Below are 25408 nucleotides of genomic sequence, written 5' to 3'. Positions count from 1 at the left end.
AAGGAATCATCATAACAGCATACAATAGGAGGTATAAATGATGAGTGATTATTTACGTAAAGGATTTTTACTGGGGCTGGGTGCTGCAGTAAGCGGGAAAGAGAAATTTGAACAAAAAGTGAAAGAATTAGTAGAAAAGAATGAATTGACACAAGAGCAGGCAAGAACTGTTTTAGATAACTTTATGGAAAAAGGCAGCACTAAAAAAGACGAGTGGGACGAAAAAAGCAGAGAGAAAAAGAAAGAATTAGCTAGAGAATCTGGACTGGCAACGACAGATGATATCGATGAGCTGCGCGCCAGGATTATTGTACTTGAAGATAAGCTGGGCGTTTCCCTGGCAGAAGAAGCTGACACAGAAGAAGATCAGAACTAATGTTTAAAAGCAGGACGCTTTCGATAGAATGAGGGTGTGCTGCTTTTTTACTGGATAATTGCTGACGCGGGGAGGGAATAACATGCCGACAGTTCACGGACCAGTGATTGATAATCAGACAAGATGCAGGCATTATCATACGCAAAAAGATATTATTGCCATCAACTTTAAATGCTGCCAGAAATATTATCCATGCTTTCAGTGTCACGCAGAATGTGAAAATCATAAAGCAGCTGTATGGGGGAAAGATGAATTCGATACGCCGGCGGTTTTGTGCGGTGTTTGTAAAACAGAACATACGATTAAACAGTATTTAAATACGGACAAGTGCCTCCGTTGTGAATCTGCCTTTAATGAAGGCTGCCAACATCATTATCATTTATACTTTGATTATACAGCGGATTGTAAAAGACAATAGCCTATCCGTCGTTGACATCATTTAATTATCATAAACATCTTGTAATTTTACGCTATTTCTAATAGTATCTTATATAAGCACCAGGTACTAAATTTGAAAAAAGGAAGAGACGCATGTATTATTTTGCTGCATATCTATTAAAAGTTATATTAAGTTTATTTGGACGTGTAAAGGTATTTCAAAAAGAAAAACTCCCGCAATCAGACGGGTATATTATCGCATGTACCCATACAGGCTGGGTCGATATTTTGTGGTTAGGAGTCAGTCTATTGCCGACGAAAGTCCACTATATGGCGAAGAAGGAATTATTTCAATCCGGCCCTCTAAGATGGCTGATGAAAAAATTAAATGCATTTCCTGTAGACCGGGATAACCCAGGACCCAGCACGATTAAAGTGCCTCGCAAGCTTTTAAAAGAAGGAAAAGTCATCGGTATTTTCCCCAGCGGCACAAGAACAACGAATCAGGTTCCATTAAAAAGAGGGGCTGTCACCATTGCTGCATACAGTAAGGCGCCGATTGTTCCTGCAGCTTACACAGGTCCAAATAATTTTAAAGAGCTGTTTAAGTTTAAAAAGCCGAAAATTATCTTTGGTGATCCGATTTATTTGCCTGAGGATGTACCTCGTAAAGAGGCGATGGACCAGATGATGGAAATAATGAATGAAAAGTTATACGCTTTGCAATCCACAATAGAGGATAAATAAAACAATAAATAGCTTGATATAAAGGAAGAAATTTCTTCTGACATATTCAATGTAATTAAAGGAGATAATATGTCAGGAGAATCTTTTTCTTGTTAAAATTTGCTGTAATAAGCAGATAAAGCGTTTTCTTTAGAATGAAAACTTGAAAAATTCTCCTATTGAAGATAAAAATAGACAATGCTATAATATTTCTATATTTGACTGCGCAGTATAGGGGGAGTTTTCAAGAATGAAAAACTTTTTTCATCTATATCATCAAACTTCAACACAGCTAGGAAGAGAATTAGAAGAATCTGAGGTTATATTTTTGAAATGGATGTATGAACGCTATACCGTGGAGGAAATATCGGGAAGAAAGCTGAACGTAAATCGTATATTACGTTAAAGAGCAGAGAGACGGCTATCGTCTGAAGCTCTTTTTTTATGTTTTCAGGTTTAAAGGATTTCTGTGCTATAATTCGTAATGAATGCAGAAAAAGGAGGGGTTGTATGGCTGTAAGCAATGAAATAATAATCAATAAAATGATTCATGAGCTGGAAGAAGCCAAAAGAAAAGCCCATCAGGAAGATCAAGTAAAAAAACATATGGAAAATATCCACCTGTTAAGTGAACTGTTTCTTTCAGGGAGCTCTGATTCCAGTGTTGCCAGTCAGAAGCAAGTAAATATAGAAGATACAGAGGAGCGAATTTCGGAAGCAGAGATGAGAGCAATGCTCGGCAAGCAGCCTGCGGACAAAGGGGCTGTACCGGAAAAGAATAAGCTGATAGAAGAAGATGCCAATGGGGATTCTATATTTGATTTTTAGGTTATGGAAAATGTATTTTATATAATATGTTATGATTAGGAGATGAAAAGATGAAGTTATTTTTAATCATTGGAGCTATCCTTGGATTTCTGGCAGTTGCTTTTGGAGCATTCGGTGCACACGGTCTGGAAGGAAGGCTGTCCGAAAGAGCCTTAACAAATTGGGGCAAAGCGGTAGATTATCAAATGTTCCACACCGTAGCCATTGTTGCAGTTGCGCTTCTTTTAGGAAAATTTGAAGGAAGCAGTCTCTTTGCATCCAGCGGCTGGCTGTTCTTAACAGGTATTATTTTATTTTCAGGAAGTTTATATATCTATGCTTTAACCGGCGTCAAAGCGCTTGCGATGATTACACCAATTGGAGGATTGGCCTTTTTGGCAGGCTGGGTTCTTTTGGGGATAGGCGCGATGAAATTAGTATGAAAAAATGCGTTTTAGCCTTTGATTTTTAAGGTTAAAACGTTTTTTATATATAAAAGAAAAGAGAAGTAAGAAATATAAACAATAAAAAAGCCCGGATAACCTGTTTCATGGCATCGGAAGCTCTGTGTGTATACAGCAAAATGAAAACATTACTGAGCATGCTGAATACAAAAAGATAACAAGCTAGGAATAAAAAGAACATCCATCCTGTTATCCAGGCAAAAATCCCGGCAAACAGGCCGCCAATTATTGCAAGCATTTCCATGCGTATAAATTTTTCCAGAGGGTGTCTCATTTTAATCTCCTCGCAATACACACATTTTAAGGTAAATAAAGCGTAGACTTCATGAATGTCTACGCTTTATTTACTGCTTCTATTTCTTTATCTTGGATTGTAGTTGGATAATTGGCCCTGATTGCCGCCATATGGGTAAGAATAGTTGATTTCCTCATCAAATAATACATAATCGAGATACACCATTAATAATAAGAAACGACGATTGGAGTCTTCCTCCCGAATTAAAATATGATCCCGTCCGGCTTCCTCAATATAGCCTCGAAATGACGTTGGCTGCTGTCCTTCAAAGGTCAGATAAAAGGTACCTAATTTTCCGCGGTTCAACCGTAAAATATTCTCAATAAACGATTGCTGGTTGGTTAACTGTCCGCCGCCAGTTCCATTGCTTGGCTGGGCATACTGCCGAACGGAATAAGCTGGATAAAAACTACCTGTTGCCTGCGGATAATAATAAGGGTTTGGGTAGTAAGCCTGGTTATTATTCACTGGCTGATTTGGATTCATTTGATCACTCATAAGTTCACTCTCCTTCAAAATAAAAACGTGATGCTATACATGCAATATAAAAAGTTATCCATCTCTGTCTACCGAAATACAGTTGGACACTCCTCTGCAGATGGTGCATAAAAGCAATGTGATTTAAACCTTCCCGTATTCCATTGACCGTACCATTGGTCAGGACAGGGTTCTTTAGGCATAAAGAACCAAAGTGAATTGGAAGCAGGATGCTGCATCTTGCCTTGAAGAGCTCTTCTTGTAAGACGTTTTTCGGATTCTCTTGTCCGTTGATAAAAATATCCTTTCTGCGTTGCTTCAAATCCTCCAGGACTCTGAAAAAGCCTGGTCGATATGGTCCGGATATCCGTGAAATCTAAACAATCCGCAAGAACACGGTTAGCCCCTGTATTACCTGCCATCAACATGCCAAGATCGCCGTCTCCCTCTGCCTAAGCACGCATTAGTCGGGCGAGTAAATCAACATCCGCTTCATTATGAGCAATAATAGCCATAGACCGACCTCATTTCTTGAAAATCTTCGGTGCAAGCTCATTAATGATATGTATGTAGGAGAGTGTATTTTCATGATTATTTTTTCACGAAAAAAAGAGGCCGTTTCAGCCTCTTTAATAAGTGAGATTATAATGCAAGATAATTAGCAAGCTCATCTGGTGCTAAGTAATTACCCATGATGAAATCACCAAACTCTGCATATTTTGTGGTTACTTCATCAAAACGCATTTCATAAACGATTTTCTTAAACTGCAGCGGGTCATGAGCAAATAATGTTACGCCCCACTCCCATTCATCCAGTCCAATCGATCCGGTGATAATTTCTTTTACTTTACCGGCATATTTACGTCCGGTCATGCCATGCTCATAAAGTAATTTGGTACGTTCTTCTTTCTCAATGGCAAACCAGTTTGCTTCCGGCTCACGGCGTCTTGCCATTGGATAGAAGCAGGCATGCTCCCATTTCGGCATAATCGGTCTTAAGCGCTCTTTAACATACGGAGAAAGCTCGCGATCCTCACCGGCTTTCATTGGATCATGCATTGTCATTTCAATAATGGATACATAAGAATAAGCAGGGATTAAGAAGTCACCTAATACCGATTTATTGATAGCTCTTTTGATTTCTTCCAGCTCGTCCATTGTTTCACGTAAGAAAATAAACATCAGATCTGCTTTATTTCCGACAACTTTGAATATACTATGACTGCCTTCTTTATTTTCTTCTACGGTTTCCCATTGTTTGATAAGTTCTTCAAACTCTTGTATTGCTTTATTTCTTTCGTCTTCAGAAATGGATTTCCAAGATGTCCAATCAAATTGACGAGTATCATGTAATGCGGACCAGCCATCTACAGTTACTACTGCTTCTGCCATCGTTCATACACTCCTTCACATAAATTAAATACTGAATCACTATTAACTATAGCATAACCAGAGGGTGTGAATCATATAAAAAAAGGCACAAAATCATGATATTTTACGTATTGTCAAGGGTTTGTCAAAATTAGAAAGAAGTGCAAGACCAATTTTTGAACATACTTGATTGAAGAGGATGGATGAAAAATGGGAGAAGTTCTTCCTCCTGTGAAAGGAAAACAGATGTAATCCTTTACATTGATTTTTCGGGGTTCAAGGCTTTATTTGTGCCGATAAATGGTATATCATTAAAGAGAATTTGAAGGTAAAAAACGAATTGTTTTTTCCAAACAAAAAGTCCGTAACTATCATTTTAATATGTTAATTATTATAGGAGGTTTCATCATGGGTTTATTTGAACAATTAACAGAGAAAGTAAAGGGAAACGGCAAACGTATCGTATTTCCAGAAGGGTTAGACGAACGTGTCTTAACAGCAGCAGGACGTCTGGCGGAAGATGCTGTGCTGACACCTGTCGTTATCGGCAATAAGGAAGAAGTAGAAAAGAAAGCAGCAGATCTTGGTGTACAAGCATCTGGACTAGAAATAATTGACCCGGCAAGCTATGAAGGTTTCGGGGAAATGGTTGACGCTTTTGTAGAAAGAAGAAAAGGGAAAGCAACCGAAGAAGATGCAAAGAAAATTCTTTTAGATGAAAACTATTTTGGTACGATGCTCATCTATTTAAATAAAGCAGACGGTCTGGTAAGCGGTGCTGCCCACTCTACAGCAGATACCGTACGCCCGGCATTACAAATTATTAAAACAAAAGAAGGCGTGCAGAAAACTTCCGGTGTATTCATTATGGTAAGAGATGAAGAAAAATATGTATTTGCTGATTGCGCGATTAATATTGCTCCAGACAGCAATGATCTAGCAGAGATTGCTGTAGAAAGTGCGAAAACAGGAGCGCTATTCGATGTGGATCCGCGTGTTGCTATGCTCAGCTTCTCAACTGCCGGTTCTGCAAAATCGCCAGAAACAGAAAAGGTTACCGACGCTTTAACGATTGCAAAGGAAAAAGACCCTTCTCTTGTAATCGATGGAGAATTCCAATTTGATGCTGCTTTTGTTCCAAGTGTTGCAGAGAAAAAAGCACCGAATTCTGTTATCAAAGGGGATGCTAATGTATTTGTATTCCCAAGCCTGGAAGCAGGAAACATTGGTTACAAAATCGCACAGCGCTTAGGCGGATTTGAAGCAGTAGGTCCGATCCTGCAAGGGCTGAACAAACCCGTGAATGACCTGTCCAGAGGCTGCAGTTCAGAAGATGTGTACAACCTGGCACTTATTACAGCAGCTCAAGCAGCAGCTGAATAATCAATCCATAAAAACAGCCTGACCGGAATAGTTGGTCAGGCTGTTTTTGTATGCATTTTGAACATGTGCTTATCATGTAGAAACGTCTGTAAAACTTTTACGGAAGGAAGCTTCGTTCAAATATTTTCATTCCGTTTTATCATTTGCTGGTACCGTTTATCAAAATTTTCCTGCTCTGTATCCTGCATCGGCATGGTAATGATTTCTTCTGTCAGCCCATTTAATGTATCCATTACACGCTGTTTCACTTCTTCGACTGTTAAAGGAATTCCCAGTAAATCAGAAAGGGAAGCCATCACATCAGGGGTCACCTCTGGATAAGTAAAGGTAGTCTCTTGATTTTGTTTGGCAATATGATAAAATTCCCGAATTAAGGAAGCGCGTGCCTTACTGTTTCCTTCGATATCTAGATAAATTTGTACGGAGATTCCTTTTTTGACCCGGCGCTGAGAAATACCAGCGAATTTTTTTCCGTTAATACTTAAATCATAATCACCGGGACAATAGGAGCCGACAATTTCATAGGCTTCCATAGCATCGGTTAGATCTGCAAACATGGCCTGGACAAACTGAACCATCGCCTCATAACAATCGTAAATGGATAAGTCATTTGCGCCGGGGATAATCAGGGAAATATTAAGCACGCCTTCATCCAGAGCAACCGCAAGGCCCCCTGAATTGCGGACAATCCCTTGATAATTTTTTTCTTCTAGAAATGCCATCCCCGCATCAATATGAGGCAGGCGAGAATCCGGGATACCTAAAACAATGGTATCTGGATGCACCCATAAACGGATAACAGGAGGAGAAGCTGCTTCACTGACGGAAATAGCCAGAGCATCATCCATAGCAAAGGAGGCGAGGGCTGTATTCGGTTTGCCCGCCACCATTGTTGCTGTGGAATGGTCTATATAACGAAATGTTTTATGTCGAATAATTTCTTTCCAATTTTTCATCGTGTTCATCCTAAACCTTTCATCAACTGTTTAACTATATTATAATATATTCAAAGCATATATGGAAAAGAAGTATAAGAGGCTTCTTTAAATATACAGAGATAAACGGAAACTTAACTGGATAACTATACGAAAATTTTTAGGAAACTGCGGATGGAGATAATGATATGGCATATAAAGATGAACAATTAATAGAAGAAAAGGTATTCAAAGATCCGGTCCATCGGTATATTCATGTCCGTGATCGGGTTATTTGGGATTTGATCGCTACACCGGAATTTCAGAGGCTCCGCCGGATAAAGCAGCTGGGAACGACGAATCTGACCTTCCATGGTGCAGAGCACAGCCGTTTTAATCATTCGCTGGGCGTCTATGAAATAGTCAGAAGGATTACCACCAATTTTGCAGACCGGGAAAGATGGGACAGAGAGCAGCGGCTGCTGTGTCTTTGTGCTGCGTTACTGCATGATTTGGGGCATGGGCCATTCTCGCATTCGTTTGAGAAAGTGTTTAAGCTGGATCATGAGCAGTTTACACAACAGATTATCTTAGGGAGCACGAAGGTCAATGAAATCCTGAAAAAAGTATCAGCTGATTTTCCTGTGAAGGTAGCAGATGTGATTGCCAAGACATATTCAGATAAGCTTGTTGTCAGCCTGATATCGAGTCAAATCGATGCGGATCGAATGGATTACCTGCAGCGCGATGCGTATTTTACCGGGGTAAGCTACGGCCATTTTGACATGGAGCGTATTTTGCGCGTCATGCGGCCGATGGATGATCAAGTTGTGATTAAATCAACGGGGATGCATGCGGTCGAGGATTATATCATGAGCCGGTATCAAATGTACTGGCAGGTTTATTTTCATCCGGTTACGCGGAGTGCAGAGGTTATCCTGTCAAAAATTTTTCAGCGGGCAAAGGTGCTTTACGAGGACGAATCGTATCAATTTCAGCTGGAGCCGACACACTTTATTTCCTTTTTTGAAGAAAAAGTGCAGCTGTCGGATTATTTAAAGCTGGATGATATGATTGTATATTATTATTTTCAGCAATGGCAGGAAGAAAAGGATGCTATATTGGCTGATTTAAGCTACCGGTTTATCAACCGTCACTTATTTAAATATGTGGAATACAACCCGGACCCGCAAATCAATGCAGGGATGGAGCTGTATCAGCTGTTTAAAAAGGCAGGGATTGATCCAGACTATTATTTAGTAGTGGATTCATCGTCCGATTTGCCGTATGATTTTTACCGGCCGGGAGAAGAGGAAGAACGTCTGCCAATCCATCTGTTAATGCCTGATGGCGGTTTAAAGGAGCTGTCCCGGCATTCCGATATTGTTGAAGCAATCTCTGGTAAGAAAAGGACGGACCATAAGCTGTACTTTCCTAAGGACAGCATACAGCGAATAGAAGATACGGATTTGAAGAAACGAATTTTAGATATATTGTACGGGAAGGAATGACCATTTGTGTTAGACAACCATGCGAAACTGCTCTATTTTTTCTCTGAAGCCAGGCAAGTGACAGGAAGAAAGAAATTACAGAAAATGATTTATATCTTACAGCAAAGCCGGGTTCCCTTTGAAGAAAAATATCAATTTCATTTCTACGGACCCTATTCAGAAGAATTAACGTTGCGTGTCGAGGAACTTTGCAATTTACATTTTTTAAAGGAAGAAAAAGAAGAAAAAAGCAATTATCATCAATATCACTATTCCATCACGGAAGATGGGGAAACTTTCTTAAAGCAATTTGAAGTGAACATGCCGGATATCAAGAATCAAATTAACCTTTTACAGGAGTGCAGCGCCCGCTTTTTAGAGCTGGTCTCGACGATGTTATATTTTTCTTATTTGTCAAAGGAAGAAATAATTGATAAAGTGCACACCGTAAAGTCGAAGCTGAAATACACAGATGAGGAGATGACAGAAGCATTCCGATTTATGGACGAGCTGCGGAATAAGTCTTCTCACTAAAAAACCTTTTTAGAACATGGTAGAATGAGACAAAGGTCAGAATGAATGTCAGGAGGGGAATACAATGACGGAAGAAAATAAAAAGAAGAATACATTTACGATTATAAAAGATGATTCAACGGACGGGCACGGCGGTTATGGAGCAGGAACAGTCAGTCTGGAAAATATGTCATCGATTATCGTCGATCCGAATGAAAATAAGGCATATGTGGATATGGATGCGATGCATGCAAGAAGTTCCGTAGAGCGCCGTGTGAAATGGATAAGAGATCGGGAAGAAGTGCAAGGCGGAAAGCTGTATTGGATTGTCTGGGTAACGGTGGAAAAAGGAGAAAATGGGCCTTACTACGCTGGTGTTGCCGGCAGTGAGATCCGCGTGAACCGGGAAATCAAACGTGCGTATAAATCCATGGCAGAGCATGTGAAGCATATGGAGAAATCCTTAAAGGGCAAAATTATTGTAGAGCACATGGATGATCATTCTAAAAAGTTACTGGGCGACTTCTTAAAAGAATTCAAACCAGAAATGTGGGAAAACTCTACTGCAGAGCTGAAAGAGCAATTAGATATTTAAACCAGAACAATGACAAAATTGTGAATGAATTATGAACATATTTAGAAATTCTTGTACTTTTCTCAAATCCTTTGTAAACTATGAGTACATGGGCTGAACTCATGTTTACTAGGACAAAAAAGCGGTTCGTATCGAATTAATTCGATACGAACCGCTTTTTTGTCCTATTTTCATAATAAATGACGAACTATATATAAACTTAAAATAAGTCAGATTAATTTAAAAAAGGTATTGAAATTCGACAATTATTGCTATAAAATACACTAAAACGATAAGAATTATATAATTTATTTCGAAAAGAGGATTAAGAAGATAAATGGGATCACATGTTATTGATTTACGGATGTTGCAAAATAATTTTAGCACAGAGGAAATGCGCCAGATTTGGAATGATGAAAATAGATTACAGAAAATCCTTGATGCAGAGGCCTCTCTTGCGCTGGCTCAAAGTGAACTTGGTGTCATTCCGGAAAAAGCGGGAGAAACGATTGCCGAAGCAGCCAAAATAGAGAATTTTGATGTAGAGGATATTGCGCAGGAGGCAGTAAAATTAAAGCACTCGCTAATGGCTACGGTCAATCAACTGCAGAATCTGTCTGGTGAGTATGGAGAGTTTGTTCACTTTGGTGTTACTACCCAGGATATTACGGATACCGGAACCATTCTGCAATTAAAAGAGGCGCATCAGATACTATTTAGAGATATGAAAGAAACTGCACAATTGCTGGTTGAACTTTCAGATAAATATAAAAATACACCAATGGCTGCACGGACACATGGCATGCAGGGGCTTCCTACTACATTTGGATTTAAGCTGGCAGTGGTCTTAAGCGAATTTGACCGTCACCTGCAGCGTTTGAAAGAAGCAGAGCCACGTACTTTTACAGGTGTTCTTGCCGGCGGAGTAGGTACATATGCAGCGCTTGGCAGTATTGGTCCGGAGGTAGAGACGAAGGCATTGGATAAACTGGGCTTATCTACACCAGATATTTGCTGGCATTCCTCTCGTGACCGTATTTCGGAGTATGGATCCATTCTTGGACTTGTCAGCGGATCATTAGGCAAGCTGGGTAATGAATTCTATAACTTAATGCGGACAGAGATTGATGAACTGGAAGAGCCGTTTCAAGCAGGAAATGTTGGTTCGACAACCATGCCGCACAAACGAAATCCTGCTTTGTTTGAAGGAATTGCGAGCTTGACCAAACCTGTTTTACATAGTGTGAGTCTGCTTCATGAATCATTGATTATGGATCATGAACGGGATGCAAAAAGCTGGAGAAGCGAATGGGTAGCGTTGCCGGAAATTTGTTTATACTTATCTTCTCAGCTTAAAACCACAATTAATGTATTAAAAGGATTGATTGTGAAGCCGGAAAACATGCTTCGTAATTTGAATATGCAAGGCGGCTTATTATTATCCGAACGAATTATGTTTGCGTTGTCAGAAAAGGTCGGCAAGCAGACCGCTCATCACCTGGTATACGAGCTGTCTATGAAATCCTACGAAGAAAATATTCCGTTTAAAACAACGCTGACGGAAAATGAAGTGGTAAGCAGCGTATTATCAGAGGAGCAAATTGAAGATTTACTGGATCCGAGCCAATATACCGGTTTGGCAAGTGAAAAAGTAGAAGAAGTCATTGCGCAAATAAAAAAAGGAGCTCTTTTAAATGGGTAAACTAGCATTCTATCAAGCTACTGAAGATAATGTATCAGAAATAAAGGAGCTCACATTAAAAGCTTATGCATCCATTCGCGACCTTGGCATTCATTTTGCTGCCGCAACAGCAGATGATGCACTGGTTAAGAGAAATATAAATGAAAATATATGTTTTTATATGAAAGATGAGGATGCTACCGTAGCGACTGCGTCCATTCGGATGCCTTGGAGTCCGCATCACGGCCCCTATGAAATTCCGCATATTTGGTGGGTAGCTGTCGATCCGCAATATAAACGAAAAGGATATGCATCTAAAATTCTTGATTTTGTGGAACAGGATTATTTAGCTCACCAGCTGCATTGTCCATCGGTGAGTCTAGGAACAGCAAAAGAGCACCCTTGGCTGGCAGATATGTACATCAAGCGTGGTTACCAGCCGGTCGGAGAAGCGGATCTTGGAAAGGGTCATCAGACGGTTTATTTGGAAAAATTATTATTGGGCACAGAATATAAAAAGAGATAAGAAGGCGGGTTATAGAAAAATGAAAAAATTGATATTGCTAGCAGGAAGCATTGTTTTAATAACCATTCTAGCAGCATGCGGGGATTCCGGCAGCTCTGAAGAAGGTTCGGGTGATAACGTACTACAGGCAGGAACAACGGCACAAAGCTATCCAAATAGCTATGAGGAAAACGGCGAATTAGTAGGCTATGATGTAGAAGTATTAGAAACAGCTGCTGAAAACTTAGGCTACGAAGTCGAATGGGTAACAACCGATTTTTCAGGGCTTATGGGGCAGCTGGAAACAGGACGGATTGATACCGTGGCGAACTTTGTGGCTGTAACAGAGGAAAGAGCTGAATCATATGACTTTTCGGTGCCTTATGCGTATGCTGGTGCAACCATTGTGACTCATGAGGATAACGATTTTACAGACTTAGAACAATTTAAAGGAAGAACCGTTTCTGGGGTATTGGGTTCCAATAATGTTAAAAATCTAGAAGCCTTTGATCCAGAAATTGAGCCAAGAACGTATGAAACACGTGATGGTGCGATGAATGATGCTATCAATAACCGTGTCGATGGCTATGTGAATTCGAAGTCTGCCTTGATAGCAGAAATCGAATTAGGAGATTTACCTCTTAAATTTGTTGGAGACCCATTTGTGTACGAAGATATTTCTTTCCCGTTTACAAAGAATGAGGAAGGAGCGGCATTACGTGAAGAATTTGATGAAGAATTAGAAAAGCTTCGTGAAGACGGTACATTGGCAGAAATCTCAAAGAAATATTTTGCCGGAGAGGATATAACCGTACAAGAATAATTTATTTGGCTGAGCATACGAAAACAGAAGTAATGCCGCTGTAAGCATCTGATCTGGATTGATGAAGCAGTCCCAGCTCTGACAGCGGCTTTCACTTTATGATTTGGCTGGTCTTCGTTTTTTGAAGTTTTTCTAACTGGAGGATGACATATGAATTTTAATATAGACTTCGTTTATTTAATAAGTTTGATTCCAGACTTATTACCATTTATACCACTTACATTATTTTTAGCGATTGTTACGATGGTGATTGCAGTTGTTTTGGGGATGGGTATCGCACTGGTGCTGCGCTCAGGTATACCTGTCCTCACGCACTTAGCTATCGCCTATGTTTCGTTTTTTAGGGCAATTCCATCTCTGGTTCAACTTTTCTTAATCTATTACGGGCTGCCGCAGATTTTTCCTGCTCTAAGCGGAATGACGGCGATTGCTGCTGCTATCCTTGGTTTAAGTCTGAAGCAGGCAGCCTATTTAGCAGAAATATTTCGTGCCGCACTCGCTTCTGTTGATAAAGGACAAATGGAAGCTTGTCTGTCTGTTGGAATGACAAGAGTTCAAAGCTTCCGCAGAGTTATTTTGCCCCAAGCAGTACGAAATGCTACGCCTGCAACAGGAAATATTTTTATTGGATTGATTAAGGAAACATCCCTGGCGTTTACATTAGGAGTTGTAGAGTTGTTCGCACAAGGGAGAATACTTGCCGCTTCCTCCCTGCGCTTTTTTGAGACGTATTTAGCCCTGGCGCTCTTATACTGGGCGATGATTATTATTTATACGTTTATTCAACAGGCGCTTGAAAAAAGAATGGAACGGCCATATCAATCATAAGGGAGTACGAATATGATTACGGTAAAAAATTTGAAAAAACAATTTGGATCTAATGTTGTGTTAGACGGAATCAACCTGGAGGTAAAAGAAGGGGAGGTCCTGGCAATTATCGGACCATCTGGCTCAGGGAAATCGACGTTGCTGCGTTGCTTGAATTTATTAGAAAAACCCGATGCAGGGGAATTGATTATTGGAGATAAAAAGATAAACGTTAAAAAAATGTCTTCCAAAGAAATCTATCAATTAAGACAGCAGACGGCGATGGTTTTTCAGCATTATAACCTATTTAAAAATAAAACAGCGTTGGAAAATGTAACAGAAGCGCTGATAATTGCTAAAAAAATGAAGAAGCCAGAAGCTGAAAAAATTGCAATGGAAATACTGAATCAAGTCGGTTTAGGAGACAAAGTACATCAATATCCGGTTACATTGTCTGGAGGACAACAGCAGCGTGTTGGTATTGCGCGTGCGCTTGCAGTGAACCCGTATGCGATTCTGTTCGATGAACCGACATCGGCACTTGACCCGGAATGGATTTCTGAAGTGCTCCAGGTAATTAAAAAAATTGCGGAGCAGAACTCAACAATGATTATCGTGACACATGAGATGCAATTTGCAGAAGAAGTAGCAGACCGCGTTATTTTTATGGCAGATGGAAATATCATTGAGGAAAATACACCGAAAGAATTTTTCCATAATCCACAGTCTCCGAGAACAAAACAATTTTTAAGAAGATTAGGGGCAGGTGAAGAAAATGTTTAAGGTAACAGAAGAACTAGTCAAAGATTTAATCGAAAAACGCAGATACTTGCATCGGAACCCAGAGCTTGCGTTTGAGGAGATAAATACGTCGGCCCACTTAAAAAAATGGCTGGAAGAGAATGAAATCACGATTCTGCCTTTTGATATAAAAACAGGCGTTATTGCAGAAGTAAAAGGGGAGCATGCTGGCCCGACAATCGCTATTCGTTCGGATATTGATGCATTGCCGGTCAAAGAAGAGACAGATGTGCCTTTCCAATCGGAAACAGAGGGGAAAATGCATGCATGCGGCCATGATTTCCATATGGTTTCTATTTTAGGTGCAGCCATTCTGCTGAATGAACAAAAAAATCAATTACATGGCACTGTCCGTTTTATTTTTCAGCCGGCTGAAGAAGTAGCTCAAGGAGCAAAATATCTAGTAGAACAAGGTGTCTTAGAAGGCGTGTGCGGTATATTTGGCATGCATAATAAGCCTGATTTGCCAGTAGGCACCATTGGCGTGAAATCGGAAGGTTTGATGGCCAGCGTAGATAAGTTTGAAATAACGTTTAAAGGTATCGGCGGACATGCAGGGATTCCGCATAATGCGATTGATCCAATCGTGATAGCATCCCAGTATGTAACGAATGTACAGTCGATTATTGCCAGAAGAATTGATCTTTTCCATAATGCGGTCATCAGTATTACAAGCATTAATGGCGGGAATACGTGGAATGTCATACCTGATCAGGTGAAGCTGCAAGGTACAGTCCGAACATTTCAGCCGGAAGCACGTCAGGCTATTCCGGAGTTTATGCAGAATTTAGCAGAAACCACTGCTAAAGGAAATGGCGGCGAAGTCGATTTTGAGTGGGAAAGCTATTTGCCGGTAGTAAATAATGCATCTCAGTATGAACAAACGGTGCGTGAGGCTGCTGTAGAGGCAGGCTATCAAGCCGTAGATGCTGTACCAAGCTCTGGCGGAGAAGATTTTGCTTACTATCAGAATTATATCCCGGGATTCTTTGTGTGGATGGGAGTCGATGGGCCAAAAGAATGGCATCATCCAGAATTTGATTTGCAGGAGGATGCCATTGAAGTAGCAGCAGCATTCTTTGCCACATTAGCTGTAAAGGTCCTGAAAAATGAATAATATGACAGAAGCCCTCGTTCAGAGGGTTTTTTCTGCTCCTAAGTGGGAAGATTTAAAAGCGGATACAAAAGAAAATTTACAAAAAGGGTTATTGGATTATCTTGTTTGCTGCTACACCACTGTTGCATATGATACGCATTTTCCCAACGTATGGAATGCTCGATTATTTCCAGATGCAGCTCACGAGAACGCACTGGTTATTGGGATACGTGAAAAGGGCCACCCCTACGATGCCTGTTTTTTGAATGGATACGCTGCGCATGCCTTAGACTTGGACGATGTCCACTCGGAAATCCGCGGGCATCCATCTGCTGTTATTCTCAGTTTATTAATGTCCTTGATAGAACAGAAGCAAGATACTGCCCGTTTTTTTGAGGCTTATTTAATTGGAGTAGAAGTGATGACACGCATATCCAAAACAGTGGGGAAATCTCATTATGAAAAAGGATTTCATACGACAGCCACAGCGGGAATGTATGGAGCCGTTGCTGCTGGAGCGTATTATATGACATTACAAGAAAAAGAATTTAACCAAGCACTCGACCTATGTGTTTCGCAAATCAGCGGCTCCAGGAGCCATTTTGGAACGCTTATCAAACCGTTACACGCAGGGCTGACAGCGCAAAAAGCGTGGCAGATTCTGCATCTTGTTAAACAGGGTGTTGCTGGTAATGGTAATACAATAACAGCTGAGAATGGATTGTTGTCCATGTTTGGAAATGAAGACAGCAGTATAGACAGTCTGCTTGATGAATGGGGGCTGGAATGGGCTGTTGATAAGCCAGGATTTTGGTTTAAGCTGTATCCCTGCTGCTCAGCGAACGCTCATCCAATTGATGCGACAAAAGCCTTGATGAGGGACTGGGAAGTAGATTTGAAGCAAATCGCTTCGATTCAGCTTTATTTTCCTGAAAACGGTGATGCAGCACTTATCTATACAAATCCGAAAAATGGGGAGCAGGGACGTTTTAGTGCAGAGTATTGTGCAGCATTGCTGTTAACCGGAAGAGAGCTTTCCATGGAGGCTTTTTTGGGGGAAGAGATTCCGGAAGAGGTCAGTGCGTTAATGAATAAAATAACAAGGGTGTATGATGAGAATATTCCATTTGCCTCTGTGAGTTATCCGGCGAATCGATATAGTATGATAGAAATCAGCCTGCGTAATGGGGATATTAAGCAAGCCCGCTGCGATATTCCGTATGGTTCGCCGGGAAACCCGTTGGGACGGGAAGATTTGATAGAGAAAGCAGACAAGCTGCTGCAGCAAAAGGCGATGCCATTTATAGAAGTATTTCAGCAAGAAGAAACAGTCACATTAGAGAAATTGCTTCCGCTGTTAAAAGCAGAAAGCTAATCCAGAAAAAGGACTGCCGGGCAAGGTTTTTTTGAGACCTTGTCCGCAGTCTTTTTCCGCGTTTAGAACAACAAATCAAACCATCTCTCAAGAATCCCTGTGTCCTCGATGACATCATCCCGCTGATCGACATTTCCGTTATGACAGTAACCAAGCGGCTCAGTGCCTTTTTCGTAAAACATGATTCTGCTTTTTTCACAGCTGGTATCGGCCCGTAATCCGCTGACCGGATCGATTGGAAGACCGACGATTCCAGAAGGCATGGGAAAAACATTTTTTCCGTCTTCGTCAATATTCTCCATATAATTTGCCCATATCTCTTTTGAAAAGGCTGCTTCCGCTACATTGGTCATTTCCCGGTGGTCATCATACCCGACCCAAATTCCGGTAGAGATAACGGGGCTATAGCCAATCATCCAGCTGTCAAAATCCGTTGTTCCCGATTTGCCGGCATAAATATCGGAAAGCTTATTTTGCAGACTTGCTCCGGTGACACTGGTGTAGCTATTTAATGTTTCGTCAAACATTCCGGTTAGAAGCTGGGTTAGAATAAACGCTTTTTTTTCATCAAGAACGGGCTCGCTCTCTTCGGGGCTGTGCGAGTAAAGTGTTTTTCCATCTGCATCGGTAATTTCTTCAATAAGATAAGGCGTGACTGCTTCTCCTCCATTAGCAAGACGGGCATAAGCATTCGTCAGCTCAATGACCGATACAGCAGAAGTGCCGAGCGCCAGGGAAGGAACATTATTCAGGTCACTTTCAATCCCGAATTTTTCTGCTGTCTCAATAAATCGTTCTCCGCCGACATAAAGCGCGGTTTTCACGGCGTAGATGTTATCTGATAGAGCAATTGCCTCCGCAAGCGTGATAGGGGCATCTGCATAATACCCATTAAAATTACTCGGCTGGTAAGCAGAACCGTCTGCAAGCTCAAAAGTCGTTGCTTCGCTGGTTAAGGTCGTACTGGCTGTATAGCCATTTTCTAAGGCAGCATAATATAAAATAGGTTTAAAGGTAGAACCGGGCATCCGTTTGGCGTCCATCGCCCGGTTGTAGCTGCTTTCTTTATAATTGGTTCCGCCAATCATGGCAGTTATTGCACCAGTTTGCGGAACAATAGAAATACCGGCAGCCTGTAAGTCGCTGCCTTCCTTAATGGTTTGTGCAGCGGCCTCCTCCATTTCTTGTTGATAATCGCTGTTCAATGTCGTGTGCAGCTGATAACCGCCGAGCTTTATTTCTTCCACATCCTTCTCCAAAATCCGTGCAGCTTCCTTTAATGCTTCATCCTTAAAATAGGACGCTTCTTCCTCAGCTGGAGCCTGCTGCTGATAAGCTAATTCTTCATTTATCGCCTCTTCGTATTCTGTCTCCGTAATCATTTCATTGTCCAGCATTCGATGGAGGATAAGCTGCTGCCTGTCCGTCGCATTTTCCAGGTTATTGAGTGGTGAATAATACGTCGGTCCCTTTGGAATCCCCGCCAGCATACTCGCTTCTGCCAGGGTTAACTGATGAGCAGGCTTTCCAAAAAAATAATTGCTTGCCGCTTCAATCCCGTGTGCTCCGTGACCGTAATAAATGGTATTCATATAGCCTTCTAGAATTTCTTCCTTGGAATAAAACATTTCTAAACGAATGGCATAGAAGGCTTCTTGCAGCTTGCGGGACCAGGTTTTTTCTGCAGATAGATAGAGATTTCTGGCATACTGCTGTGTAATCGTGCTGGCTCCTTCTTTTAACGAGCCGGAAATAAAATTATTCCACAGTGATTTCGCAATCCGGAAATAATCGAGTCCATGATGATCAAAGAAACGATTGTCTTCAATCACCAGACTCGCCTGGACAGCGGAATCATCAATATTTTCTAAAGGGACCCATTCATAAGAGTCTCCAAATGTATCCTCAATCTCATTCCCTTCCCGGTCGTAAAACACAGCAGGAGATTGATTGTTGAGACTTGGAGGACCCATGAGATAGGCTAATAAGTAAACAGCTAAAATACCAGTAATAATCAGCAGCACAACGACGCCAATTAACTTATAGATTAGACGCAGCTTTTTTAATGATTTCATCCTTTATCGTCTCCAAAATAAATATGTCTTTACAAAATGGTGATACTGGAGTTTATTTATTCTCTCTATTTATTATGGAAAAAGAACGCCTTTTATAAACGTGTAAAACGAAACTTGATTTAGGGGACCGTTTTTCCCCGCTCATCTTAAACAATTTTTTCCGTATCAGTTAGGGGAAATTACAGACGATCATGCCGTGATAAAGTTTTTTAAGCAGCAAGAGTATTGCTTATCATGGTGTTTTAAAGATATAATAAGTACACTATAAATATAAATTTGTAAACAAGATTAAAGGAGTACGTATGCAACATAATTCCGAACATGTTACTATTACGCTGAAGACAGTGATTTATGATGTAGATTCCGGTGAACAGGAGACGCAGGAACAATCCTTCACGGGAGAATGGACGAAGAAAGGCAGCATCGATGTACTTAAATACGAGGAAGTAAATGAAGAAGCCGGAACGATTCAAAATATGATTATGATTCGGCCGGAGCGTGTCTCGATTAAGAGAACGGGTGTCATCCAAATGAATCAGCAATTTCAATTAGGCCAGAAAACAGAAAACATTTATCAGCATATGCATGGCAATATTCATATGGAAACTTTTACAGAATCGATTTCATTTACAGAGGATGCCATGCCGCGGGTGCTTGATATGAATTATACGATGAAGCTGAATGAACAACTCGAACGGAAGCATCAGCTCAAGCTTCAATTTTCAGCAAAATAAGCAAAGATTTTCCCGTCTTTAAGGAATTGGGAGCAGGTAAGCGGGAGAGAAATTGCCAAAAGTAACCCGGTGACAGAAGTGGCGGAGCGTTAGTGGTATTCCTTTCTGGCATAAGAGCAGTCCACCTGTATGTCGTGTTCCTTAAACTGCCGGCGGGGATAGAAACAAGGAGGAAATAAGGAATGAATGTACTAGCACAAACAGAAGAAACATTAAAAGCGCAAATTCATACAGCTGTTCTTGCTGCAGAGCTTGCGACGGAGGATACGATTCCGGATATTATTCTGGAAACACCGAAGGATAAAGCACATGGTGATTTTGCCACCAATATTGCGATGCAGCTGGCTCGAATTGCGAAAAAAGCACCGCGTCAAATTGCAGATGAAATTACAGCCAACTTAGATAAGCAGGCAGCGTCTGTTGAAAAAATTGATATTGCCGGACCCGGATTTATCAATTTCTATATGAAGCAGGATTTCTTAGGGGAAGTCATTGAAACCGTACTGGGCGCTGGAGATGCTTACGGCACTTCAAAAGACGGGAACGGAGAAAAGGTTCAGGTTGAATTTGTTTCTGTTAACCCGACTGGTGACCTTCACTTAGGCCATGCGCGAAATGCTGCATTCGGGGATGTATTATGTAATCTTTTTGCAGCTGCAGGCTATGAAGTGGAGAGAGAATATTATATTAATGATGCAGGAAACCAGATCAACAATCTTGGCTTATCTGTAGAGGCACGTTATTTACAGGAATTAGGGCAGTCCGTAGATATGCCGGAAGACGGCTATCATGGGCAGGCAATCATTGATATTGCGAAAAACCTTGTGAAAGAGAAAGGGGATGCCTGGGCGGAGAAATCTCATGAAGAGCGTCTCGATTATTTTAAAGAATATGGCTTAAAGGCTTCCCTGCGTAATATTGAAAATGATTTAAAGGATTTCCGTGTTGAATTTGACAGCTGGTTCTCCGAGCGTTCTCTTTTTGAAAACGACCAGATTGATGCTGCTTTACAAGTATTGGAAGATGGCGGCTATACGTATGAAAAAGACGGTGCATTATGGTTTAAGACGACTGCTTTTGGTGATGATAAAGACCGCGTCCTTATTAAGCAGGACGGAGCATATACGTATTTAACACCAGATATTGCTTACCATAAAAATAAATTAGATCGCGGTTTTGACCAAATTATTAATGTGTGGGGCGCAGACCATCATGGATATATTCCAAGAATGGGAGCTGCTTTGCAGGCGTTAGGTTATCCAGTTGAGAAATTCTCCGTGAAAATTATCCAAATGGTTAATCTGTTTGAAGCCGGGGAAAAGGTAAAAATGAGCAAGCGTACCGGGAAAGCTGTCTCCTTAAGAGAGCTGATGGATGAGGTAGGAATCGATGCGGTCCGTTATTATTTCGTAGCGCGTTCCAATGATTCGCAGTTAGACTTTGATATGGACCTTGCCAAATCACAATCCAATGATAACCCGGTTTATTATGTTCAATATGCTCATGCACGTATTTGCACGATGCTGGAACAGGCGAAGAATAAAGGATTTGCAACAGATGGGGATTTTGATGCGTCCTTATTGACCGCAGAAAAAGAACTGGACCTGCTTAAAAAAGTTGGAGAGCTGCCGCAGGTGATCGCTGAAGCGGCAGACAAACAAATGCCGCATAAAGTCACGCAGTATGTATTTGACCTTGCTTCTACACTGCACAGCTTCTACAATGCAGAAAAAGTATTGGATGGAGATAATCCGGAGCGTACCAGCGCGCGTATTGCTTTAATGAAAGCAGTGCGTCAAACACTGGCGAACGGCTTGGGTATCTTAGGTGTGAATGCACCGGAGAAAATGTAAGAAAGAAAATGATATGAAAATCCTGCAGAGAAATGGTTGATTTCTTTGTGGGATTTTTTTAAAACAACATTTTCGTAAAGTATACTGAAAGGAAGTTATTGATCGTATTATCATTATGAATTAAACTATATTATTTCATTAAAAAAATATTCATGCTTGGTTCATGGAACGGTCATCAATAAACGAGTCCTCGTTATGAGAGAGCAGGTAACCAGAGAAAAAATAATTTTTCAGTCTCCTGCTAAAGATCATGAGAGGATTATTTTTGTTTTTTATCAGCTATGATGAACGCTATCAACAATCTAAAGGATATTATTAACGGCAAACATAATAAACCGCTAAAAATTATCATAATTTCCTCCAAATAGGTTGACTGAATGTTCATTCATGTTTTAAAGTAGAGATAGAATTATTTTTTACACAGATATGAAAACGCTGTCAATTTATATTATAATATAAAGAGGGGGGAATCATCTTGGATACATTTCTGATGATTAATTGGATAGCATTTATAGCCATAACAGGCTATGCATTATTCTTATTTGCCAAAATCATCGCAACAAGAGTGGCCTATATCAGACTCGGTAAAAAATCAGAGTTTGACGGCGAGATAAAGCTGCGGATCCAACGCATTATAAAAAATGTATTTGGCCAATCGAAGCTGTTAAAAGATAAAAAATCCGGTACGATTCACGTAATGATGTTTTACGGCTTCATTCTGGTTCAATTTGGAGCCATTGATATGTTTGTCAAAGGGCTGTCGCCGGGGAATCATCTACCGTTTGGCGTGCTTTACCCGGGATTTGTCTTTTTTCAAGAGCTTGTTACCTTAATGATTCTGGTGGCGGTGGTATGGGCTTTTTACCGCCGTTATATGGAGAAGCTCGTTCGTTTGAAAAGAGGCTTGAAAGCAGGGCTTGTCCTTATTTTCATTGGAACATTGATGATTTCTGTGCTGTTCGGAAATGGGATGGCAATGATTTGGCATGGACATGAATTAACATGGACGGAGCCGGTTGCCAGTGCTGTTGCAGGGTTATTCGGCGGCATTTCAGCAGGGGCAGCAATGGTTTTATTCTATATTGCCTGGTGGGTACATACGATAACATTGCTTACTTTCTTAGTGTATGTGCCGCAGTCCAAACACGCACACTTAATTGCTGCACCAATCAATGTCTTTTTGACGAAAAAAGTGCCTGGTAAATTAGAAAAAATCGATTTTGATTTAGAAGATATGGATGAAGAAAGTGAAGAAGAAATTGCTTTTGGTGTCGGAAAGGTAGAGGATTTTAAACAGCATCAAATGGTCGATTTCTATGCTTGCGTGGAATGCGGCCGCTGTACGGATGTTTGCCCGGCATCCGGAACAGGAAAAATGCTTTCGCCGATGGATATTATGATTAAGGTTCGTGATCATTTAACCGAAAAAGGCGCAGCCGTTACTGGAAAATCGGCGTGGGTTCCTTCTTATGCCTTTTCCGGAACTGCCGGCAACCAGGCTTCTGCAAGCAAGGAAGCAGCTGCATCGGTGCAAAGCATGAGCTTGATCGGTGATGTCATTACAGAAGAAGAACTAGCTGGATGTACGACATGCCGAAACTGTGAGGATGCTTGTCCTGTCAATAATGAACATGTCGGTACAATTATCGATATGCGCCGTTATTTGGTCATGACAGAGGGGAAAATGGATTCTGAAATTCAGCGTGCTGTCATGAATATTGAACGTCAGGGCAATCCATGGGGCTTATCGAAGAAGGACCGGATCAAATGGCGTGATGAGGATAAATCGGCTTATATTCCGACAGTGAAAGAGCTGAAGAAGGAGGATAAATCCTTTGAGTATTTATTCTGGGTCAGCTCGATGGGGTCCTTCGACAGCCGCAGCCAGAAAATTGCGCTCAGCTTTGCTAAATTAATGAACCAGGCTGGCGTCAGCTTTGCCATTTTAGGAAACACCGAAGCGAATTCTGGCGATACGGCAAGACGAATTGGGAATGAGTTTTTATTCCAGGAAATTGCCGAGAAAAATATCAAGCAATTTACCAAGAATGACGTCACAAAAATTGTCACGATTGACCCGCACGCGTACAATATATTTAAGAATGAATATCCTGACTTTGGATTTGAAGCAGAGGTCTACCATCATACGCAGCTGCTCTATGACCTTGTCATGTCAGGGAAGCTGAAGCCGCAGAAAGCAATCAATGAAAGATTGACCTACCATGACTCCTGTTATTTAGGGAGATATAACGGCGTTTACGATCCGCCACGGGAAATTTTGAAGGCTATTCCAGGCTTAGAGCTGATAGAAATGAACCGCAGCCGCGAGAACGGGATGTGCTGTGGTGCAGGCGGCGGCTTGATGTGGACGGAGGAAACGACTGGAAACCGGATTAATGTGGCCCGTACAGAGCAGGCATTACAAGTGCAGCCATCAATGATTTCCAGCGCCTGTCCATACTGCTTAACGATGCTGAGCGATGGAACAAAAGCGAAAGAAGTAGAAGAGGATATTGGTACAATGGATGTGGCTGAAATTCTGGCACTATCTGTTTTAGAAGAAAATGAAGAAAAAACAGCATAAAAATATAGAGAGGATAGACGTCCTCTCTATATTTTCTACTGTCTGTTGAACGAGCGTTCGTTCGAATAAATAAGGGAGGCTATATCGTATGAGAAAATCGGTTATTGTTTCAGGGGCACGGACCCCTTTCGGGAAATTTGGAGGGGCTTTAACGCCGTTAACCGCAGTAAATCTGGGAGCAAAAGCAATTAAAGCAGCATTGGAACGGGCAGATCTTAACGGAGCAGATGTAGATGAGGTAATCATGGGAACGGTTCTGCAGGGCGGACAGGGGCAAATTCCGTCCAGACAGGCTGCTGTAGAAGCGGGTATCCCTTGGGAAGTAAAAACGGAAACAATCAATAAGGTATGTGCCTCTGGATTACGCAGTGTGACGCTGGCTGATCAATTGATTCGCTTAGGGGAAGAGGATGTCATTGTAGCTGGCGGAATGGAAAGCATGAGTAATGCACCGTACTTCTTACCTGATGCCAGGTGGGGAAATCGCATGGGCGATAAAACGGTGAAGGATTTAATGATTCATGATGGTCTTACCTGTACTTTTACAGGAAACCACATGGGCAGCTACGGAAATGACACAGCTGCTTCCTTTGAAGTAACACGTGAACGCCAAGATGAATGGGCAGCCCGGAGCCAGCAGCTGGCAGTAGAAGCGATCGAATCAGGGAAATTTGCAGAGGAGATTGTTCCTGTAGAAATTCCTGTTCGTAAAGGGGAGCCGATTGTGGTCAGCGATGATGAAACGCCAAGAAAAGGAACCACGGTGGAGAAACTGGCAACACTTCGGCCTGCATTTGATAAGGACGGTACTATTACAGCAGGAAACGCACCTGGCGTAAACGATGGGGCAAGTGCTGTCGTCGTGATGTCAGATGAAAAAGCAAAGGAATTAAATAAAACACCACTGGCAACAATTTTAGGTCATGCAGAAGTAGCAGTGGAAGCAAAAGACTTTCCGCAAACACCGGGCTTAGTAATCAATCGTCTGCTAGAAAAAACAGGTGTATCCAAGAAAGAAATTGATCTTTATGAAATCAATGAAGCATTTGCAGTAGTTGCACTGGCAAGCGGGCAAATTGCGGATATTGATGAGGAGAAAATCAACGTCAATGGAGGGGCAGTAGCACTGGGGCATCCAATTGGCGCAAGCGGTAACCGGATTATCTTAACTTTGATTCATGAATTAAAACGCCGCGGCGGAGGAAAAGGTATTGCAGCGATTTGCAGCGGCGGCGGTCAAGGAGACGCAGTTCTAATTGAAGTACCGTCAAGTGAAGCATGAGTTTAAACGATAAGTTTAAAACCC

General features: G+C 41.3%; 26 protein-coding genes and 1 pseudogene. 21 read left to right on the top strand and 6 right to left on the bottom strand.

Features of this window, described 5'->3' with window-relative positions:
* Positions 1-40: 40 nt before the first annotated feature.
* From ACZSMY_RS15370 to ACZSMY_RS15345, 6 genes are all read left to right on the top strand, one after another.
* Positions 41-376 carry a phasin family protein gene (locus tag ACZSMY_RS15370; protein WP_193064738.1) on the top strand — a complete coding sequence of 112 codons (336 nt, stop codon included), beginning with the start codon at positions 41-43 and terminating at the stop codon, positions 374-376.
* An 82-nt stretch (positions 377-458) separates the two neighbouring features.
* Positions 459-794 (top strand): CHY zinc finger protein, encoded by a 336-nt coding sequence (locus tag ACZSMY_RS15365; protein ID WP_042529363.1) that lies wholly within the window; start codon positions 459-461, stop codon positions 792-794.
* Positions 795-907: 113 nt separating this feature from the next.
* Positions 908-1501 (top strand): lysophospholipid acyltransferase family protein, encoded by a 594-nt coding sequence (locus tag ACZSMY_RS15360; RefSeq protein WP_193064726.1) that lies wholly within the window; start codon positions 908-910, stop codon positions 1499-1501.
* A 229-nt stretch (positions 1502-1730) separates the two neighbouring features.
* A complete protein-coding gene (locus tag ACZSMY_RS15355) occupies positions 1731-1886 on the top strand; it encodes a hypothetical protein (protein ID WP_175296994.1) in 156 nt (51 codons plus the stop codon).
* 104 nt (positions 1887-1990) lie between these two features.
* A complete protein-coding gene (locus ACZSMY_RS15350; protein WP_341173374.1) occupies positions 1991-2308 on the top strand; it encodes a YwdI family protein in 318 nt (105 codons plus the stop codon).
* A gap of 50 nt (positions 2309-2358) precedes the next feature.
* Positions 2359-2730, top strand: coding sequence for a DUF423 domain-containing protein (locus ACZSMY_RS15345; RefSeq protein ID WP_042529369.1), 372 nt, complete (start codon positions 2359-2361; stop codon positions 2728-2730).
* Between the two features lie 43 nt (positions 2731-2773).
* Here the strand turns inward: ACZSMY_RS15345 and ACZSMY_RS15340 are convergent, their stop codons facing one another.
* The 4 genes and pseudogenes from ACZSMY_RS15340 to hemQ form a co-directional block, all read right to left on the bottom strand.
* On the bottom strand, positions 2774-3025 hold the full coding sequence (locus tag ACZSMY_RS15340; RefSeq protein ID WP_042529371.1) for a hypothetical protein: 252 nt from the start codon (positions 3023-3025) through the stop codon (positions 2774-2776).
* An 87-nt stretch (positions 3026-3112) separates the two neighbouring features.
* On the bottom strand, positions 3113-3544 hold the full coding sequence (gerQ, locus tag ACZSMY_RS15335) for a spore coat protein GerQ (RefSeq protein WP_042529373.1): 432 nt from the start codon (positions 3542-3544) through the stop codon (positions 3113-3115).
* A gap of 68 nt (positions 3545-3612) precedes the next feature.
* A pseudogene (locus ACZSMY_RS15330) lies at positions 3613-4038 on the bottom strand (cell wall hydrolase).
* Positions 4039-4165: 127 nt separating this feature from the next.
* The gene (gene hemQ, locus ACZSMY_RS15325) at positions 4166-4915 is read right to left on the bottom strand and encodes a hydrogen peroxide-dependent heme synthase (RefSeq protein WP_042529375.1); all 750 of its coding nucleotides are present in this window, start codon (positions 4913-4915) and stop codon (positions 4166-4168) included.
* A 387-nt stretch (positions 4916-5302) separates the two neighbouring features.
* Here hemQ and pta point away from each other — a divergent pair, with 387 nt between their 5' ends.
* Positions 5303-6277, top strand: a complete 975-nt coding sequence (pta, locus tag ACZSMY_RS15320; protein ID WP_042529377.1) for a phosphate acetyltransferase — start codon at positions 5303-5305, stop codon at positions 6275-6277.
* Positions 6278-6393: 116 nt separating this feature from the next.
* Here pta and ACZSMY_RS15315 read toward each other — a convergent pair whose 3' ends face one another.
* Positions 6394-7233, bottom strand: a complete 840-nt coding sequence (locus ACZSMY_RS15315; RefSeq protein WP_465147951.1) for a lipoate--protein ligase family protein — start codon at positions 7231-7233, stop codon at positions 6394-6396.
* A 167-nt stretch (positions 7234-7400) separates the two neighbouring features.
* On the opposite strand from ACZSMY_RS15315, the gene ACZSMY_RS15310 reads away from it, so the two are divergent.
* The 10 genes from ACZSMY_RS15310 (at position 7401) to ACZSMY_RS15265 (ending at position 16856) form a co-directional block, all read left to right on the top strand.
* Positions 7401-8702: an HD domain-containing protein gene (locus ACZSMY_RS15310; RefSeq protein WP_042529381.1), complete on the top strand. Its 1302-nt coding sequence runs from the start codon at positions 7401-7403 to the stop codon at positions 8700-8702.
* A gap of 6 nt (positions 8703-8708) precedes the next feature.
* Positions 8709-9215, top strand: coding sequence for a YwgA family protein (locus ACZSMY_RS15305; protein WP_042529382.1), 507 nt, complete (start codon positions 8709-8711; stop codon positions 9213-9215).
* Between the two features lie 64 nt (positions 9216-9279).
* Positions 9280-9789, top strand: a complete 510-nt coding sequence (locus ACZSMY_RS15300) for a YwhD family protein (RefSeq protein WP_256705234.1) — start codon at positions 9280-9282, stop codon at positions 9787-9789.
* A gap of 316 nt (positions 9790-10105) precedes the next feature.
* Positions 10106-11470, top strand: a complete 1365-nt coding sequence (gene purB / locus ACZSMY_RS15295) for an adenylosuccinate lyase (RefSeq protein ID WP_465147950.1) — start codon at positions 10106-10108, stop codon at positions 11468-11470.
* Positions 11463-11975 carry a GNAT family N-acetyltransferase gene (locus ACZSMY_RS15290; RefSeq protein WP_465147949.1) on the top strand — a complete coding sequence of 171 codons (513 nt, stop codon included), beginning with the start codon at positions 11463-11465 and terminating at the stop codon, positions 11973-11975. The genes purB and ACZSMY_RS15290 overlap by 8 nt, the downstream gene beginning before the upstream one ends.
* Before the next feature lie 19 nt (positions 11976-11994).
* Complete coding sequence (locus ACZSMY_RS15285) at positions 11995-12777, top strand: amino acid ABC transporter substrate-binding protein (protein ID WP_455725675.1); 783 nt, start codon at positions 11995-11997, stop codon at positions 12775-12777.
* 150 nt (positions 12778-12927) lie between these two features.
* Entirely contained in the window at positions 12928-13605 is a 678-nt protein-coding gene (locus ACZSMY_RS15280; RefSeq protein ID WP_042529427.1) for an amino acid ABC transporter permease, read from the top strand.
* Between the two features lie 12 nt (positions 13606-13617).
* Positions 13618-14367 (top strand): amino acid ABC transporter ATP-binding protein, encoded by a 750-nt coding sequence (locus tag ACZSMY_RS15275; RefSeq protein WP_042529429.1) that lies wholly within the window; start codon positions 13618-13620, stop codon positions 14365-14367.
* Positions 14360-15502: an amidohydrolase gene (locus tag ACZSMY_RS15270; protein WP_455725674.1), complete on the top strand. Its 1143-nt coding sequence runs from the start codon at positions 14360-14362 to the stop codon at positions 15500-15502. The genes ACZSMY_RS15275 and ACZSMY_RS15270 overlap by 8 nt, the downstream gene beginning before the upstream one ends.
* On the top strand, positions 15495-16856 hold the full coding sequence (locus ACZSMY_RS15265) for an MmgE/PrpD family protein (protein WP_455725673.1): 1362 nt from the start codon (positions 15495-15497) through the stop codon (positions 16854-16856). The genes ACZSMY_RS15270 and ACZSMY_RS15265 overlap by 8 nt, the downstream gene beginning before the upstream one ends.
* A gap of 62 nt (positions 16857-16918) precedes the next feature.
* Here ACZSMY_RS15265 and ACZSMY_RS15260 read toward each other — a convergent pair whose 3' ends face one another.
* Positions 16919-18931, bottom strand: a complete 2013-nt coding sequence (locus ACZSMY_RS15260) for a transglycosylase domain-containing protein (protein WP_455725672.1) — start codon at positions 18929-18931, stop codon at positions 16919-16921.
* Between the two features lie 302 nt (positions 18932-19233).
* On the opposite strand from ACZSMY_RS15260, the gene ACZSMY_RS15255 reads away from it, so the two are divergent.
* From ACZSMY_RS15255 to ACZSMY_RS15240, 4 genes are all read left to right on the top strand, one after another.
* Positions 19234-19665, top strand: coding sequence for a YwiB family protein (locus tag ACZSMY_RS15255; RefSeq protein ID WP_042529435.1), 432 nt, complete (start codon positions 19234-19236; stop codon positions 19663-19665).
* 182 nt (positions 19666-19847) lie between these two features.
* Positions 19848-21518 carry an arginine--tRNA ligase gene (argS, locus tag ACZSMY_RS15250; RefSeq protein WP_368901268.1) on the top strand — a complete coding sequence of 557 codons (1671 nt, stop codon included), beginning with the start codon at positions 19848-19850 and terminating at the stop codon, positions 21516-21518.
* 475 nt (positions 21519-21993) lie between these two features.
* A complete protein-coding gene (locus ACZSMY_RS15245) occupies positions 21994-24102 on the top strand; it encodes a (Fe-S)-binding protein (protein ID WP_465147948.1) in 2109 nt (702 codons plus the stop codon).
* Positions 24103-24190: 88 nt separating this feature from the next.
* A complete protein-coding gene (locus tag ACZSMY_RS15240; RefSeq protein ID WP_042529441.1) occupies positions 24191-25384 on the top strand; it encodes an acetyl-CoA C-acetyltransferase in 1194 nt (397 codons plus the stop codon).
* Positions 25385-25408: the final 24 nt, after the last annotated feature.

It is taken from the genome of Oceanobacillus sp. B139/18, assembly GCF_055524595.1.
This window is presented reverse-complemented; position numbering and strand designations above follow the sequence as displayed.

Coding starts and splice junctions, on each gene's coding strand:
- ACZSMY_RS15370 (WP_193064738.1), top strand. CDS start 41: ATGAGTGATTATTTACGTAAAGGATTTTTACTGGGGCTGGGTGCTGCA.
- ACZSMY_RS15365 (WP_042529363.1), top strand. CDS start 459: ATGCCGACAGTTCACGGACCAGTGATTGATAATCAGACAAGATGCAGG.
- ACZSMY_RS15360 (WP_193064726.1), top strand. CDS start 908: ATGTATTATTTTGCTGCATATCTATTAAAAGTTATATTAAGTTTATTT.
- ACZSMY_RS15355 (WP_175296994.1), top strand. CDS start 1,731: ATGAAAAACTTTTTTCATCTATATCATCAAACTTCAACACAGCTAGGA.
- ACZSMY_RS15350 (WP_341173374.1), top strand. CDS start 1,991: ATGGCTGTAAGCAATGAAATAATAATCAATAAAATGATTCATGAGCTG.
- ACZSMY_RS15345 (WP_042529369.1), top strand. CDS start 2,359: ATGAAGTTATTTTTAATCATTGGAGCTATCCTTGGATTTCTGGCAGTT.
- ACZSMY_RS15340 (WP_042529371.1), bottom strand. CDS start 3,025: ATGAGACACCCTCTGGAAAAATTTATACGCATGGAAATGCTTGCAATA.
- gerQ (WP_042529373.1), bottom strand. CDS start 3,544: ATGAGTGATCAAATGAATCCAAATCAGCCAGTGAATAATAACCAGGCT.
- hemQ (WP_042529375.1), bottom strand. CDS start 4,915: ATGGCAGAAGCAGTAGTAACTGTAGATGGCTGGTCCGCATTACATGAT.
- pta (WP_042529377.1), top strand. CDS start 5,303: ATGGGTTTATTTGAACAATTAACAGAGAAAGTAAAGGGAAACGGCAAA.
- ACZSMY_RS15315 (WP_465147951.1), bottom strand. CDS start 7,233: ATGAAAAATTGGAAAGAAATTATTCGACATAAAACATTTCGTTATATA.
- ACZSMY_RS15310 (WP_042529381.1), top strand. CDS start 7,401: ATGGCATATAAAGATGAACAATTAATAGAAGAAAAGGTATTCAAAGAT.
- ACZSMY_RS15300 (WP_256705234.1), top strand. CDS start 9,280: ATGACGGAAGAAAATAAAAAGAAGAATACATTTACGATTATAAAAGAT.
- purB (WP_465147950.1), top strand. CDS start 10,106: ATGGGATCACATGTTATTGATTTACGGATGTTGCAAAATAATTTTAGC.
- ACZSMY_RS15290 (WP_465147949.1), top strand. CDS start 11,463: ATGGGTAAACTAGCATTCTATCAAGCTACTGAAGATAATGTATCAGAA.
- ACZSMY_RS15285 (WP_455725675.1), top strand. CDS start 11,995: ATGAAAAAATTGATATTGCTAGCAGGAAGCATTGTTTTAATAACCATT.
- ACZSMY_RS15280 (WP_042529427.1), top strand. CDS start 12,928: ATGAATTTTAATATAGACTTCGTTTATTTAATAAGTTTGATTCCAGAC.
- ACZSMY_RS15275 (WP_042529429.1), top strand. CDS start 13,618: ATGATTACGGTAAAAAATTTGAAAAAACAATTTGGATCTAATGTTGTG.
- ACZSMY_RS15270 (WP_455725674.1), top strand. CDS start 14,360: ATGTTTAAGGTAACAGAAGAACTAGTCAAAGATTTAATCGAAAAACGC.
- ACZSMY_RS15265 (WP_455725673.1), top strand. CDS start 15,495: ATGAATAATATGACAGAAGCCCTCGTTCAGAGGGTTTTTTCTGCTCCT.
- ACZSMY_RS15260 (WP_455725672.1), bottom strand. CDS start 18,931: ATGAAATCATTAAAAAAGCTGCGTCTAATCTATAAGTTAATTGGCGTC.
- ACZSMY_RS15255 (WP_042529435.1), top strand. CDS start 19,234: ATGCAACATAATTCCGAACATGTTACTATTACGCTGAAGACAGTGATT.
- argS (WP_368901268.1), top strand. CDS start 19,848: ATGAATGTACTAGCACAAACAGAAGAAACATTAAAAGCGCAAATTCAT.
- ACZSMY_RS15240 (WP_042529441.1), top strand. CDS start 24,191: ATGAGAAAATCGGTTATTGTTTCAGGGGCACGGACCCCTTTCGGGAAA.